This window comes from Desertivirga arenae (assembly GCF_017355785.1).
GTDB classification, from domain to species: Bacteria; Bacteroidota; Bacteroidia; order Sphingobacteriales; family Sphingobacteriaceae; genus Desertivirga; species Desertivirga arenae.
In genome coordinates this window covers 141,909-157,013 of the sequence record NZ_JAFEWE010000004.1, presented here as the reverse complement: position 1 = coordinate 157,013, position 15,105 = coordinate 141,909, and the positions used below count along the sequence as shown (strand labels likewise).

The 15,105-nt window shown below is 38.2% G+C and carries 17 protein-coding genes; 8 read left to right on the top strand and 9 right to left on the bottom strand.

The genetic code is table 11. From position 1 onward, the window contains the following. Positions 1 to 101: 101 nt before the first annotated feature. Genes J4N24_RS10335 through J4N24_RS10320 form a run of 4 tightly spaced genes read left to right on the top strand, consistent with a single transcriptional unit; the run spans position 102 to position 3,744 of the window. Positions 102 to 2,252 (top strand): transglycosylase domain-containing protein, encoded by a 2,151-nt coding sequence (locus tag J4N24_RS10335; RefSeq protein WP_207533609.1) that lies wholly within the window; start codon positions 102 to 104, stop codon positions 2,250 to 2,252. Between the two features lie 35 nt (positions 2,253 to 2,287). Beyond that, complete coding sequence (gene hpt / locus J4N24_RS10330; RefSeq protein ID WP_207533608.1) at positions 2,288 to 2,839, top strand: hypoxanthine phosphoribosyltransferase; 552 nt, start codon at positions 2,288 to 2,290, stop codon at positions 2,837 to 2,839. A 36-nt stretch (positions 2,840 to 2,875) separates the two neighbouring features. Beyond that, entirely contained in the window at positions 2,876 to 3,541 is a 666-nt protein-coding gene (locus tag J4N24_RS10325) for a phosphatidylserine decarboxylase family protein (RefSeq protein WP_207533607.1), read from the top strand. A gap of 5 nt (positions 3,542 to 3,546) precedes the next feature. Continuing rightward, entirely contained in the window at positions 3,547 to 3,744 is a 198-nt protein-coding gene (locus J4N24_RS10320; protein ID WP_207533606.1) for a hypothetical protein, read from the top strand. A gap of 301 nt (positions 3,745 to 4,045) precedes the next feature. On the opposite strand, the gene rplS is transcribed toward J4N24_RS10320, so the two are convergent. The 4 genes from rplS to J4N24_RS10300 form a co-directional block, all read right to left on the bottom strand. Then, a complete protein-coding gene (gene rplS, locus J4N24_RS10315; RefSeq protein ID WP_242691586.1) occupies positions 4,046 to 4,393 on the bottom strand; it encodes a 50S ribosomal protein L19 in 348 nt (115 codons plus the stop codon). Between the two features lie 135 nt (positions 4,394 to 4,528). Further along, positions 4,529 to 5,203, bottom strand: coding sequence for a tRNA (guanosine(37)-N1)-methyltransferase TrmD (gene trmD, locus J4N24_RS10310; protein WP_207533922.1), 675 nt, complete (start codon positions 5,201 to 5,203; stop codon positions 4,529 to 4,531). An 8-nt stretch (positions 5,204 to 5,211) separates the two neighbouring features. After that, on the bottom strand, positions 5,212 to 5,739 hold the full coding sequence (rimM, locus tag J4N24_RS10305) for a ribosome maturation factor RimM (protein ID WP_207533605.1): 528 nt from the start codon (positions 5,737 to 5,739) through the stop codon (positions 5,212 to 5,214). Positions 5,740 to 5,835: 96 nt separating this feature from the next. Next, on the bottom strand, positions 5,836 to 6,360 hold the full coding sequence (locus J4N24_RS10300) for a 30S ribosomal protein S16 (RefSeq protein WP_207533604.1): 525 nt from the start codon (positions 6,358 to 6,360) through the stop codon (positions 5,836 to 5,838). Positions 6,361 to 6,583: 223 nt separating this feature from the next. On the opposite strand from J4N24_RS10300, the gene J4N24_RS10295 reads away from it, so the two are divergent. Beyond that, positions 6,584 to 7,969 carry a PAS domain S-box protein gene (locus J4N24_RS10295; RefSeq protein WP_207533603.1) on the top strand — a complete coding sequence of 462 codons (1,386 nt, stop codon included), beginning with the start codon at positions 6,584 to 6,586 and terminating at the stop codon, positions 7,967 to 7,969. Here the strand turns inward: J4N24_RS10295 and lpcA are convergent. The 3 genes from lpcA to J4N24_RS10280 form a co-directional block, all read right to left on the bottom strand. Further along, positions 7,940 to 8,506 (bottom strand): D-sedoheptulose 7-phosphate isomerase, encoded by a 567-nt coding sequence (lpcA, locus tag J4N24_RS10290; RefSeq protein WP_207533602.1) that lies wholly within the window; start codon positions 8,504 to 8,506, stop codon positions 7,940 to 7,942. The genes J4N24_RS10295 and lpcA overlap by 30 nt on opposite strands. Positions 8,507 to 8,565: 59 nt before the next feature. After that, positions 8,566 to 9,540 (bottom strand): 6-phosphofructokinase, encoded by a 975-nt coding sequence (gene pfkA / locus J4N24_RS10285; protein WP_207533601.1) that lies wholly within the window; start codon positions 9,538 to 9,540, stop codon positions 8,566 to 8,568. 154 nt (positions 9,541 to 9,694) lie between these two features. After that, on the bottom strand, positions 9,695 to 10,459 hold the full coding sequence (locus J4N24_RS10280) for a biotin--[acetyl-CoA-carboxylase] ligase (protein ID WP_207533600.1): 765 nt from the start codon (positions 10,457 to 10,459) through the stop codon (positions 9,695 to 9,697). 44 nt (positions 10,460 to 10,503) lie between these two features. Here J4N24_RS10280 and rsfS point away from each other — a divergent pair, with 44 nt between their 5' ends. From rsfS to J4N24_RS10265, 3 genes are all read left to right on the top strand, one after another. Continuing rightward, a complete protein-coding gene (gene rsfS, locus J4N24_RS10275; RefSeq protein ID WP_207533599.1) occupies positions 10,504 to 10,878 on the top strand; it encodes a ribosome silencing factor in 375 nt (124 codons plus the stop codon). Between the two features lie 33 nt (positions 10,879 to 10,911). Next, a complete protein-coding gene (gene ftsH / locus J4N24_RS10270) occupies positions 10,912 to 13,002 on the top strand; it encodes an ATP-dependent zinc metalloprotease FtsH (RefSeq protein WP_207533598.1) in 2,091 nt (696 codons plus the stop codon). Between the two features lie 98 nt (positions 13,003 to 13,100). Beyond that, positions 13,101 to 13,736: a LutC/YkgG family protein gene (locus tag J4N24_RS10265; protein WP_207533921.1), complete on the top strand. Its 636-nt coding sequence runs from the start codon at positions 13,101 to 13,103 to the stop codon at positions 13,734 to 13,736. Between the two features lie 72 nt (positions 13,737 to 13,808). Here J4N24_RS10265 and J4N24_RS10260 read toward each other — a convergent pair whose 3' ends face one another. Next, on the bottom strand, positions 13,809 to 14,360 hold the full coding sequence (locus J4N24_RS10260; RefSeq protein ID WP_207533597.1) for a C40 family peptidase: 552 nt from the start codon (positions 14,358 to 14,360) through the stop codon (positions 13,809 to 13,811). Positions 14,361 to 14,679: 319 nt separating this feature from the next. Next, on the bottom strand, positions 14,680 to 14,964 hold the full coding sequence (locus J4N24_RS10255; RefSeq protein WP_207533596.1) for a hypothetical protein: 285 nt from the start codon (positions 14,962 to 14,964) through the stop codon (positions 14,680 to 14,682). Positions 14,965 to 15,105 lie beyond the last annotated feature (141 nt).

The following is a 15,105-nucleotide window of genomic DNA, read 5'->3' as shown; positions in this document are numbered from 1 at the left end:
TACTTGTTTCAGACTTGATTTTACAGATATTTACAGGGCAGAAATAAATGCCGCTCTTCTACGTTTTTTTAAACTTAAGCAGGGTAAAGTTTCAGAATTAAATGCGAAGAAAACGCTCCAAATATTTAAAGATAGCGCTTGTCAGTTTTATTATCCTGATTGTACTGGCCAGCATAGGCATATCAATTGTTTATGCAAAACGCGAAGCAATCCTCAAGTCAGTAATTACTAAAGCCATAAATAAAGCTAGAAGAGATTACAATGTAGACCTTAAAATTGACAATCCGAAGTTTGAAGGACTTGCATCTATAGCCTTCGACGATATTTCAATAGTCCCGCAAGATCGGGATAGTCTCCTTTACATTAACGACTTGCACGTTAGCGTACGCGTGATTCCTTTAATCTTCGGAAATATTAAAGTAGCTGCACTGAAAATAAAATCGGGAAAACTGAATATTACAAAAAGGGACAGTATCCGAAACTATGATTTCCTTTTCAACAAGAAAAGAGATAGCACTAAGACGAGAAGTAAAGCCGACCTTGCTGATTTGGCTCACAAACTTCTCAATAATGCTTTGGACAAAGTGCCCGAAGACATGGAGGTAAATAATCTTGACGTATTCATCCAGCGAGACGAGGATCAATTCCGATTTTATACCACAAAGGCTACTATTGACAATGGCAATCTTAAATCTAACATTATCGTTAATAATGGCGAAGCTTTGTGGCACTTCAATGGCATCGTGGAGCCTGACGATGAAAGACTGGAATTTCAACTTTTTGCAGATGGGAAAAAAGTTGAATTACCTGTAATTGAACAAAAGTTTGGCTTAAAGCTTAATGTAGACACCCTTTTCATGTCGCTCAAAGAGGCCAGAAAGAGCGGTGACGACTTCAAAATATACAGCTATTTCGCTGTCAAGAACTTTCTTCTAAATCATCCTAAAATTGCCTCTAATGATATTGTTGTGCCTGCGGGGTCTATTGACGCAGACATTATTATAGGAGAAAATTTTGTAGGACTGGATAGCACATCTGTAATCCACTTAAATAAAATTAAGGCTAACCCATTTATTAAATATACGCTTAAGCCAACAAAAACATACGAGCTAAAATTAAAGACCGACAAGATGGAAGGCCAGGACCTTTTCGAGTCCTTTCCCAACGGTATATTTGAATCATTGGACGGTATTAAAGTAAAAGGTCAGTTGCAGTATGAAATGAGTTTTTTTCTTGATACCAAGAACCCTGATAGTGTGCGCTTTAATTCTGCCCTACATAAAACCAACTTTGCTATTGTTAAGTGGGGAAAAACTAATTTACAGAAGATAAATAACACTTTTGTTTATACTCCCTATGAATACGGCAAACCAATGCGAGATATTATTATTGGCCCTGGCAATCCTGACTATGTTCCTCTAAACCAAATCTCTTCTTACCTTAGGAATGCTGTTTTAACGGCAGAGGACCCTTCATTCTTCACTCACCACGGATTTGTGGAAAAAGCCTTTCAACGTTCTATAGCAACAAACTTTAAAGAAAAGTCATTCAAACGAGGCGGAAGCACAATTTCAATGCAGCTTGTAAAGAATGTTTTTCTTAGTCGGCAAAAAACAATGGCCAGAAAAATCGAAGAAATTCTGATTGTATGGCTTATGGAAAACAATAAGGTATCTACTAAGGAAAGAATGTACGAAGTATATCTTAACCTTATTGAGTGGGGGCAAAATATTTACGGTATTGGAGAGGCGGCAAGGTTTTATTTTGATAAACATCCATCAGAGCTTGACCTTGGCGAAAGCATTTTTCTTGCCAACATTGTACCACGACCTAAAAAGGGACTATATTTCTTTGAAGGCGACGGAAGTCTTCGTGTAAGTTTGAGGGGCTACTTCAAACTGATAGGAAATTTGATGGCAAGACGAGGGTATGTATCAAGAGATACAAATGCTTATGGCTTTTATGGTGTTCGATTAAAATCAAGTCTTAGAAGAGGCGGCCCTTCTATTGATACAACTTCTGTTGACTCACTAATGATGGATGAAGAGCCACCAGTAATGATGGACGAGCAGACAGAGGAAGACCGCGGAAACTTTTTAAGCAGAATATTTGGGAGGAAGAAGAAGCCAGACACAGCATATGTCTCTTCTGACGGTAAGATTAGGATCATAAGAGATTCTGCAAATCTATCAAGACGGGAAAGGAGAGAGCTACGGAGACGCGAAAAGGAGCAGAAGAAAGTTGAAAACTAAATTTCTACCTTTGGATCGCTTCAAATTAATTTGAGATGAGAGTACAGATTGACGATAAGGAATTCGACCTGATGCTGGAATATGACCAGATAAAGAAGCGCACGCGTTTACTGGGTATACAACTTAACCTTGATTATGAAAAAAAAGTACCCATTTTTATTGGCGTACTTAACGGTAGTTTTCTCTTTATGGCAGACCTTGTTAAGGAAGTTAATATAGCATGCGAAATGGCCTTCCTTCGAGTGTCTTCTTACAAAGGAGATTCAAGTACGGGAATTATAAGAGAAGTGATAGGCCTCGACATTGACATAAAAGGCAGAGATGTTATTATCGTAGAGGATATTGTTGATACAGGCCTTACGCTTAGTTATCTTATAAAACAGTTGAAAGAGAAAGAGCCGGCCTCAATTAACGTATGTAGCCTCCTATACAAGCCTACTGCACTAAAAGAAGAAATAGAAGAACTAACTTACATAGGCTTCGAGATTGCTAACGAATTTGTAGTAGGATACGGGCTGGATTACAACGGCTTAGGACGAAATCTGAAAGATATTTACAGAGTTTCTAAGGTTCCTTCTGAGACATAAACTTAATTTTTACCATCTTTACACAAAATTTTTCAAATGACCATCCATAAAGAAGGCTACACCTCCATTGCACTTACTGTGCTTTTTATTTTCATCATCAACGCCTTTGCCAACTATTATTTTGCTGATGTGAAATGGTTGTTATGGCTGCTTTATATTCTTTCTTTCCTTTTGTTCATCATTGTATTACAGTTCTTCAGGCATCCAATAAGGAAAATAAACCCTGATGACCTGCATGTTTTATGTCCCGCAGACGGAAAAGTTGTAGTGATTGAAGAAACTGTTGAACAGGAGTACTTCAAAGACAAACGTATTCAGGTATCGATATTTATGTCACCTGTCAATGTCCACGTTAATAGAAACCCAGTTTCGGGAATAGTGAAGTTCTTTAAATATCATCCAGGGAAATATTTGGTTGCCTGGGATCCAAAATCATCCACGGACAACGAGAGAACAACGACAGTTGTTGAAAACCCATTGGGAATCCCTGTATTATTCCGGCAGATAGCAGGTGCATTAGCGCGTAGAATAGTGTGGTATGTGAATGAAGGTGATCAGGTAAAACAGGGGGATCAATTTGGATTTATTAAATTTGGTTCACGTGTTGATGTGTTCCTTCCTCCCGGTACAGAAATAAAAGTTAACCTGGGAGATATCGTTAAAGGCGGAATTACCGTTCTAGCAGAGTTCAACAACAAGTAATTTTTATGAAGAAAGTATTTTTAATCATTGCCACAATTACTGCTATATCTGCTGCTTCAGCCCAAACCAAACCAGTGAAGAAAGCCGAAGCAGACCAAAAAGAGCATTGTAAAAAAGAAGGAGGCAGTTGTTGCTCGCCTTCAAGTAAAGCAAAAGCATTAATTAAAGCTAAGCCAGCTGCAACTTCAGAGAAAAAAGGTTAAGGTTAATTTTCTCCTGTTAAAGATTTAAAGCTCATTGAATTAATCAATGGGCTTTTTTATTTGCTGGCTTCTACCAACACTATTTTAGCTAGTCTTTGTAACCAAGGCCTTAATCTGTTCATTAAACTTACTCCAGGATCTAAAACATTGCCATCTATGGATACTGGATATGAATGTCGCAGAATTACCTATTTAAAGACTTCTCCTGCCTTCGATAAAGACAAAAGAATTGGAAACACTAAAAAAAAGCCTCTCTGGAATACCAGAGAGGCTTATAAATATTTTTAGGAAAGCTCCTGAATTAAACTCTTTTACTTTTGATACGAGCAGCTTTACCAGTAAGTGCACGTAAGTAGAACAACTTAGCTCTGCGAACTTTACCGTAGCTATTTACTTCAATTTTCTCGATGTTTGGAGAATTGATAGGGAAAATACGCTCAACTCCTACACCATTTGACATTTTGCGCACAGTAAAAGTCTCTGTAGCGCCTACTCCATTGCGTTGGATAACTACTCCCTGATAAATCTGGATACGTTCTTTATTTCCTTCGCGGATTTTATAATGAACACTGATTGTATCGCCAGATTTGAATGCAGGAACTTCTTTCTTCGCAACCGCCTGCTCTTCAACAAATTTTACTAAATCCATGATTTTAAGCTCTTAATATCGATCTTTAACCCGTAAAAATCGGACTGCAATATTAGGGTTTTTTTCTTAGAATAAAAAGGATATTTTTAAATTTTCCACATTCTTTCTGAAATCCACATTTTCACATAATCAACACTATTTCAGCAAGTCTGGTCTACGCTCCTTCGTCCTTTCAAGCGCTTGCTCATCACGCCACTCAGCAATCTTTGCCTCGTTTCCACTAAGTAGAACTGCGGGTACTTTGTATCCCTTCCAATCAGCCGGTCTTGTATAAATAGGAGCATCCAGCAATTCTCCCTGGAAAGAATCAGAAAGCGCAGAAGTTTCATCAGAAAGCACACCTGGAACTAATCGAACTATTGCGTCAACTAACACAGCAGCAGGCAGCTCCCCGCCCGACAATACGTAATCACCTATGGATATTTCGCGGGTAACATAAATATCACGTATACGCTGGTCTATTCCTTTATAATGTCCACAAAGAATAATAATATTCTTCTTATCAGAAAGATGATTAGCTAAACTTTGATTTAAGGTAACACCATCAGGAGTCATGAAAATAATTTCATCATATTCCCTCTCCTCCTTAAGTTTTTCTATGCATCTGGCAAAAGGCTCCACTGACATAACCATTCCACTACCACCGCCATAAGGATAATCATCAACGTTACGATGCTTACTGGTAGAATAGTCCCTTAAATTATGCACTACAATTTCCGTCAATCCTTTTTTCTGAGCCCTTTGCAAAATAGAATGAGCAAAGGGACTTTCAAGGAGTCCTGGCAAAACGGAGATAATATCAAAACGCATCATAATAATTACTCGTTTACATAAATATCGATAAGACCTTCAGGTAGATCAACTTCAAGAATCGAGCTTTCCTGATCAATAGATAGGATAATATCATCATTTAAAGGAAACATTACCTCGCGAAATTTATATGGAACAACAGCAATAAACTGTTGAGGATATTCAAGCACTTCAGTTATTTCACCTAATTCGCCTGCACTCTTATCAATTACAGTGAAGCCCTTCAAATCTTCGTAGTAGAAATCACCCTCCTTCCTTTCCGGCATCTTATCATTGGGTAAATACACTTTTTTCCTAAGAAGCTTCTCAGCCTTTTCGATGGTGTCTATATCCTCAAAGTAAAAATAGCCCGTACTGTTACTTTGAATTTTTTCCTCTGCAACAAAATAAGGGATCAGCTTTCCATTTACTTCCAGAAACACTGCATCGAACTCAAGCTCCTCGTAATCCTTAAATTCAAAATATACTTGAACCTCACCTTTCAGGCCTTTGGTTTTAGTAACGTATCCTATATAGAAGCACTCTTCTAATTTCATACCAAGTGTATTTTTAGATATAAAACAAAAAATAAGTTTAAAAAAAACGCCATTACGAAAAGTTCGCAATGGCGTATTAATACTTTTAACAACGGATTACTCTGCGCCTTCTTCAGCTGGTGCTTCTGCACCTTCTTCAGCAGCAGGAGCTTCTTCTGCAGGAGGAGTATTTTTAGCAGCGATAGCCGCAGCTTTTTCCTCTTTACGTTTAGCTTCAGCTGCAAGAGCAGCTTTTTTAACTTCCTCTTTAGTTTGAACTAAACCTTGTTTTTTACCTTGGATCTTAGAGTCTTTAGACTGTAACCACTCATTAAACTTAGCTTCTGCTTGTTCAGCAGTTAAAGCTCCTTTTTTAACGCCTCCTTCAAGATGCTTTTTGTAAAGCACACCTTTGTAAGAAAGGATAGCACGAGCTGTATCAGTTGGTTGAGCACCATTATTAACCCACTCTAATGCTTTCTCGAAATTAATATCGATTGTTGCAGGGTTTGTGTTTGGGTTGTAAGAACCTAAACGCTCAATAAATCTACCATCTCTTGGAGCACGTGAATCTGCCACCACTACATAGTAAAAAGGTTTTCCTTTTTTACCGTGTCTTTGCAATCTGATTTTAGTTGCCATTCTTTGATTTTAAAAATTTATGTATTCAACATAGTTCCCGGAGTCTCCTGCGGGGCTGCAAAGATAGGCTTTTAAATAAATAAAAAAAATTATAAATACCTGTTTTATAGCTAAAAAAGAAAGAAGAATAGATAATGTTAATTTCCGTATCTTTATCGAAGAATAAACCAGGCAAACCAACTCAATATTTTGTGATGTTATAAACTGTTGAGGAGAATTTTTGATGAATAATGTGACTTACGCCCCTTCCTCAATAACGGCTGAAGCTATCTGGTCTTTTGATCTGGCAGCAAGCAGGTTTAACTATGTTAGTCCTCAACTCGCCGATATTTTCGAAGTTTCGATCACCACTATCCAAACCAATCCTGTTTTCTGGACCGAGCTTATTCATCCGGATGATTATAAATACGTGCTGGCCGAGACTAGAAGATCTTACTTAAGTAAGCAACTTGATATTGAATACAGGATCTTCATCAATAATAAAATTAAATGGGTAAAAGATAGGAGAAGCTTTCTATTGAGCCTTGAGGGCAGACCTCTAGCAATGAGTGGCATCTTGTCAGATATCACAGCTTTAAAACTGACTGAAACAAAACTAACAGAGTCCGAGCTAGCCTCCCGCTACCTTTTCCTCAATAATCCAAATCCCTTATGGATTTACGAGATTTCTTCTCTAAAATTCCTTGAAGTAAATCATGCTGCCCTCTCCGTTTATGGATTTACAAGAGATGAATTTTTAGCAATGACAATTGCTGATATTCGTCCTGAAGAAGACGTAGAGGAACTTTTAAAAAGTGTTAGAGCAGTTGAAGACAAGTATTCCAATCCTCAACGCGTTTGGCGACATAGAAAGAAGAACAGAGAGATCATTTACGTGAACGTTTCGGGGCATGGAATTAAGTACAAGGGAAAGGATTGTGAAATCGTAATAGCACACGATGTTACAGAGCAAGTAAAAAGTAAGCAGGAGATTCTTTTAGCAAAGGAAAACCTCGATGCACTTATTAATAATATAGAAGACGCCATTTGGTCTGTAGATGCTAATTATAGGGTACTTTCGGCAAATAACTCGTTTAAGACAGCTGTTTTAACAATGATCGGAAGAGATCTGATAATTGGCGAGTCGATCTATTTCCCCGAGTTACAAGGGAAAGATGCCGATGTATGGAAGAACCACTATGACAAGGCATTAAAAGGTGAGGCTTTTCAAATCATCGAACTGATTAATTACCCGGACCTCGAACCTTATTGTGCAGAGACGAAATTCCGGCCAATAAAAATAAATAATCAGATAGTGGGGGTAGCTTGTACTTCAAGGAATATTCAGGAACGCCTTGAAACACAGAAAAGAATAATTGAACAGAATAGCAAGTTACTTGAACTGATCTCTATTGTATCACATGAAATTCGAGGACCTATTGCTTCAATAATGGGTCTGACCAATATCTTTAATGATAAAGATTATAACGACCCATTTAACGCTGAAGTAATTAAACTTGTACAAAGCCTGACTACTGAGCTTGACACCCTGCTATTTACCTTAATAGACAAGACATACAATCTACAACAAAGCAATCAGTTAAATACCCCGCTCGATAAAGTCGATTAAGGAGTGGATCACTTTAATATGAATCTCTTGCGCTCTATCAGCATAATCTGATTTAGGAGCTCTTATTTCAACATCACATTCGGCAGCCATTTTCCCACCATCTTTCCCTGTAAGACCAATTACTTTCATTCCTTTTGCTTTCGCTGCTAAAATTGCCTTCAATACGTTTTCCGAATTTCCGCTAGTACTAATTCCAAGAAGAACATCGCCCTCCTGTCCGATAGCTTCAACCATCCTTGAGAAAACATCTGAGTAGCCGTAATCATTAGACACACACGAAATATGGGAAGGATCTGATATTGATATAGCAGGAAGAGCTCTCCTATCGTTTCTGTATCGACCAGAAAGCTCTTCTGCAAAATGCATTGCATCACACATGGACCCCCCATTTCCACAGGAAATAATCTTTTTTCCCGCTTTTATGGCTTCCACGCAAAAAACGCCCGCACGTTCTATTTTTTCGAAATTCTGAGACTCGCTCAAAAAGGCATTGAGAACCTTTTCAGCCTCAACGAAATGCTGTTTTATTGATTCCATCGTTTAATCTTCGGGGACAAACATAGCTAATTCATTCAACCCCCAATAATCTCTAATTATTAGAGTGACAGAATATCTACAATACGCAAAAGGTTTGGATTAATCTCTGAAATATGCTTGATCGCATTATGGAATGGAGTAAAATGAACACTATTATTTACAACACCTACCATTTCACCTTTATGACCTGCCAATAGGGCATCTACTGCAGCTACTCCTAAACGACTGGCAAGAACACGATCCATACAGGTAGGACTACCTCCACGCTGGATGTGTCCTAGAATTGAGAGGCGAACATCGAATTTAGGAAAACGCTCCTTGATTCTTTCAGAAACCTCAAGTCCACCAGCATGCCTACCCTCCGCTACCATTATAATACGGGAGGACTTATAGGTGCGGCTTTCTTCTAGACGACGATATAGCTCCTCAATATCGGTTTCGGATTCAGGAATCAAGATAGCCTCAGCCCCTGAACCAATTCCACTTCTTAGTGCAATCAGTCCTGAATCCCTACCCATTACTTCAATAATAAAAACCCTGGCGTGTGATTCTGCTGTATCCCGGATCTTATCAACAGCATTGATAACATTGTTTATTGCAGTATCATAACCAATAGTATAGTCGGTACCAATCAGATCATTATCTATAGTACCTGGTAAACCCAGAATAGGCAGGCCATACTCTTGAGAGAAAACATTAGCACCTGTAAACGTTCCTTCTCCTCCAATAACAACAAGCGCATCAACTTTAAACTTCTGTATATTCTCAAAGGCGGCTCTTCTTCCTTCGGGAGTTCTGAACGCTGCACTTCTGGTAGTCTTCAATATCGTTCCGCCTCTTCCTATAATGTTCGAAACAGACTTCCTGTTCATCGGAACTAATTCTCCACCAATCAAACCCTCATAACCACGCATTACACCGATAACATTTAAGTTGTGGTACAGACTGGTACGCACAACGGCACGAATGGCCGCATTCATTCCGGGAGAATCACCTCCCGACGTTAAAACACCTATTGTTTTAATTTCACCCATGACAATAAAAACTGTTATAGAGAGCTCAGACAGACCCAGGTTACAACGGGTGCCTGAACTGTATTTTATAAAATTTAAACCGAACGCCAAATAAAAGTTCGGAATGCAATGATATTAAATTTTTAGTGTATAAAGTACACTTTCCAAATCTTATTTATATAATAAAACTAAGCTCCTTTGGTGAAAAAGACTGCTTTTGACCCTCTACCTCAACCACTAGTCTTCCTGCTGTATCCACCCCTTTAATCACTCCCTTCACTTGCCTTCCTTCAAGTTCAAAGAAGTGTGCATCATCAAAACGAAAAAGACGTTGTAAGTATTCCTCCCTATGTTTATTAACATCTTTGTCAAGGGATAAATATCTATTTCCAATAGCACTACAAAGATCCATTAAAAGAGCCTGCAAGTCATAGTTCTTTCCAGTGATCCTTTTAATCGAAGTCACGTTCTTTAACTGTGGGTCAAACTCAGTCTGATTTACATTTAAACCTATACCTATAATTGAGTTCTTTATTTGTTTTCCCCGCAAAGAATTCTCGATCAGAATTCCCCCTATCTTCTGATTTCTGTAATAAATGTCATTTGGCCATTTTATTTTAAGCTCCTCTCCAATAATTTGGGACAGAACATCGTTAGTAGCTAAACTTATAGCAATATTAAGTTCAAATTGATTTTCAGGTGAAATGAAAGTGGGATAAAGGAGGATACTGAAAGTTAAGTTTAAACCAGGCAAGCTGAGCCATTTGTTTTGCGATTGTCCTCGACCGGCAAATTGTTCTTCTGCCATTATTACAGTACCTTCAGGAAATGGCGTAGATTTTGCCAGCTCTCTTTTTAAATAATCATTGGTAGAATCAATTCGTTCTAAAACAACAATTTTTTGTCCAACAATTAATCTTGAAAAAGTGTTATTTTGCAAAAGAGCGGAGTTTTATTAAATTCATCCAAAACTAATTTTTTTTAATGGTAAAAAGTAAAACAATTAACGAATCGACTATTATTTCAGAACTTGTTATACACGGAATACAAGAGAAAAAAGGAAACGAAATAGTAAGATTAGATTTAAGAAATATACACAGCTCTATAGCTGATTATTTTGTCATTTGTCACGCAGAATCATCTACGCAGGTAAGAGCAATTGCATCAAGTATAGAGGAGGAAGTTTTTAAAGCATCTAAACAAAATCCCGTACGTGTAGAAGGGCTTGAATATGGAGAATGGGTATTACTGGATTACGTAGATGTTGTAGTACACGTCTTCAAAACAGATAAACGCCAATTTTACGGGATAGAGGAATTGTGGGGAGATGCCGAGATGCAGTTTTATAAAAGTGCGTGATCACTACATTCTAACCGGGTTTAATTAAAAGAAATGAAAGAGAAAAAAGCTGATAACTTTAAGAAAACAATAAAAAAGCGTTCAACTAAAAAGATTGTGCCAAAACCTCCCAAGTTTAATATCATGTGGCTTTATGCTGCAATTATTATAGGGTTGTTTGCGGTTCAGTACTTTTTTAACGGATCGAGCGCTAAAAAGATCAACTATCAGCAGTTCGAAAGCCAAATGCTAAGGCAAAGGGACGTTGAGAAGATAATTGCCTATAAGAACAACGACCTGATAATGGCCGAAGTTTACATCAAAAAAGATAGATTAAGCCAACCCAAATATGCCGACGTAAATAAAGAAGAGAACTTCAGCATGTCTGGAACTAGCCCTCAGTATTATTTTACTGATGGATCTTTTGATGCATTACAGGCTAAGTTAAGAGAGGCCGAAAAAGATATTCCTTTGGAGCAACGTACTCCTGTTAGTATAGAATCAAGAGAAAACTTCTGGGCCAGCTGGTTCATGTCTATTATCCTTCCAGTACTTCTTTTAATCGGATTCTGGGTATTTATCATGCGGCGTATGGGCGGTGGAGCCGGAGGAGGTGCAGGAGGCCAGATCTTTAATATAGGAAAATCAAAAGCAACCTTATTTGATAAGGAATCACAGGTGAACGTAACGTTCAACGATGTTGCCGGTCTTGAAGAAGCAAAACTTGAAGTAATGGAAATTGTGGATTTCCTAAAAAACCCACAAAAGTACACTAACCTTGGAGGTAAGATTCCGAAAGGAGCTCTTCTTGTTGGTTCTCCTGGTACTGGAAAAACATTACTGGCGAAAGCCGTTGCAGGAGAAGCCCAAGTACCTTTCTTCTCCTTGTCAGGATCTGACTTTGTAGAAATGTTTGTGGGCGTTGGAGCTTCTCGGGTGCGCGATTTATTCCGTCAAGCGAAAGACAAGGCACCTTGTATCATCTTTATTGATGAAATTGATGCTATTGGGCGTGCTCGTGGAAAAAACAATATAGTGGGAGGTAATGATGAGCGTGAAAATACGCTTAACCAATTGCTGGTTGAGATGGATGGTTTCGGCACAGATTCAGGCATTATCATCATGGCTGCAACCAATCGTCCTGATGTATTAGACTCTGCACTTCTTCGTCCCGGACGTTTTGACAGGCAGATCTCTATTGATAAACCAGACTTAGTAGGTCGTGAACAAATCTTTAAGGTTCACCTTGCACCAATTAAATTATCACCTGAAGTTGATCCTAAAAAGCTATCAGCTCAAACGCCAGGTTTTGCGGGAGCAGAGATAGCTAACGTATGTAACGAAGCAGCTCTGATAGCCGCTCGTAAAAATAAAGAAGCGGTTGATATGCAAGACTTCCAGGATGCTATTGATCGCGTAATTGGGGGATTGGAAAAGAAGAACAAGATCATTTCCCCTGAAGAGAAAAGAATTGTTGCTTATCATGAAGCAGGCCATGCTATCGCTGGCTGGTTCCTTGAACATGCAGATCCCTTGGTTAAAGTATCTATTGTACCTCGTGGTGTTGCTGCCCTTGGATATGCGCAGTACTTACCAAAAGAACAGTTCCTTTACACTACAGAACAACTTATTGACGGTATGTGTATGACTATGGGAGGCCGCGTTGCTGAAGATCTTACTTTCGGCAAGATTTCTACTGGTGCCCAAAATGACCTTGAAAGGATTACGAAACTATCTTATGCAATGATTACTCTTTACGGGATGAACCCGAGAGTTGGTAATATATCTTTCAATGATCAGCAAGATCAGTTCAATAAGCCGTACTCGGAAAAAACAGCCGAGATGATCGATGAGGAAGTAAGAAATCTGATTAACTCAGTTTATGCAAGAACTAAACAGCTTCTAACCGATAAGGGTGAAGGCCTAGAAAAACTTGCCCAAAAACTCCTTGAAAAGGAAATTCTGTTCCAGAGTGACCTTGAAGAGATCTTAGGTAAACGTCCATTTAATCACCGTACTACTTACGATGAGTTTGTGAATGGAGATGATAGTGGCAATCAAAGGCCTGTAGCCGAAAATCTTCATCCTGAACCTGTTGGAGACTCTACAGACCCTTTAAAAAGTACGCAATCAAACGATTTATAATCTTATAATCTATAAGTTCAAAGAAAAAGCCTCGAATTTCGGGGCTTTTTCTTTGAACTGAAATTTCCATAAACGACTTTTGCAGAATGGCCAAAGAGATGAAAGAAACTACAGCTAAGGAAAGAATGCTAAAAAAGATAAGAAAGGCTTTACTCGAAAAGAGAGATAATCCCTACCCTAATCTTGAAGAAGCACCTTTGTATGAGGCCTACGATGATTACCTTGAAATTCTTTTTGCGGAACAGTTAAGTTTAGTTGCCGGTAAATTCGTATTCTGTGAAGACGAGATTCAGCTTATCGAAAACTTATTGCTGCTTGCGGATGAAAAAAGCTGGAGAAGAATTTATTGTTGGGAACCTGAATTGCAGGATCTTCTAACACAATATGAATTCCCTTTTTATAAGACCGATAAAGACTTCTTGCAGGCTGAGGTAGGAATAACACTATGTGAATCACTTATTGCGCGGAACGGCACTGTACTGGTTTCAAATGGCAATGCTGCTGGCAGAAGATTAGGGATATATCCTCCGCACCATATCGTAATTGCATATACCTCCCAGCTAGTCTTAGACCTCAAGGATGCTCTTCTAAATTTAAAAACAAAGTATCAAGATCGTCTACCGACCATGATTTCTGCAGTCACAGGTCCAAGCCGTACAGCGGATATAGAAAAAACTCTAGTATTAGGAGCGCATGGTCCAAAAGAACTTATCGTATTCCTACTTGAGGGATAGTACTAGTAAAAGAGAATATTTAACAACAAAAAAAGCCGTCTTTAGACGGCTTTTCCTTTATCTTACTTTTTTCTAATTTTCCAACTTCTCTCGTAGCGACTCTATCAATCGGCCGCCTTTGTAGTAATAACGACGCCAATACGCTTCATTAAGATTACTGATCATTACCCCTCTACTGCTTGAGGCGTGAGCAAACTTATCATCGCCAAGATAAACACCAACATGAGATATTGATTTACTATTTATCTTAAAAAATACTAGATCTCCTTCCTTAAGCTCCTCTTTGTTAACTGGATTGACCATGCTAAAAATATTCCTGGAATTGTTTCCAATTACTGTATTGAATACTTTATCATATAACTGATAAGCGAAACCTGAACAGTCAATTCCTTTTTCCGTATCACCACCCAACCGATAGGGAGTGCCTAACCAGTCGTATACGAATTGATATAACTTAACATTTGAGGTGGCAGAAGCAGCAATTCCCATTATCTGAGAGAAATAATCCTTAGCTAAATTATCAGGATCTGCTGTACTTTTTTCTGAACTTTTCTTTGTTGTTTGTGCCTGGGAAGACACACTTACTAATACTAGTAGAAAACCTACTATGAATTTTTTTCCCATTTTTTAAACTCGTTTACAGTTAAACAACTTACTTATAAACGCCCTCTTTGTCATAATCTGACCCGAGCACCGCAAAATTATAAAAATAAATGACCTACCAAAGGCTTCTTTATTTTTTAATGACCTCTAACAATACAAAATTGGCAAAGGTTTTGACTTATCTCCCTCTTGGGATTTTAGTGTACGGTGCCCGTAAGCTTAGGTTACAATAAATGAGAAATTTAAAAGGAAATAAAATCCTGCTAGTTAAAGAATTAGGATTTTTCCACTCATCAAGATTTAAGTATTAAGTATTCTTTAGCTCCCCTTTTTAAAGAAATTATTGCTCCAATAAAGTTTGAGCAACTGCGCGGCTTATTCCATCAACCCAGTGAACATTCCCCTTGCTGTTAAGTTTACAGGTAAGTAAACCATATTCATCTTTCTTACATTGGATGATAACACCTTTCTCCTTCACAAAAACCTGATAGTCGTTTGCAGATAATTGAGTAACATACCCGTGTAAAGTAAGCCCGTCTACCCCTTTATATCGGACTGTAAAAGAATGATTAAAATGGCCGAAGACCGGCGTGGTCTGTCTGACGCCAACGTAATTGTTTTTCATAGTACATTTATTTCGATAGGATATGTAAAGATAAAACTTTCATTTTTCTAAAACAATTACTTTTAAGAAATATATTTAACAATGTAAATGACTTTACACCCCCTATCGTTACGCCGAATAACAGCAGGATAGAACTAATAC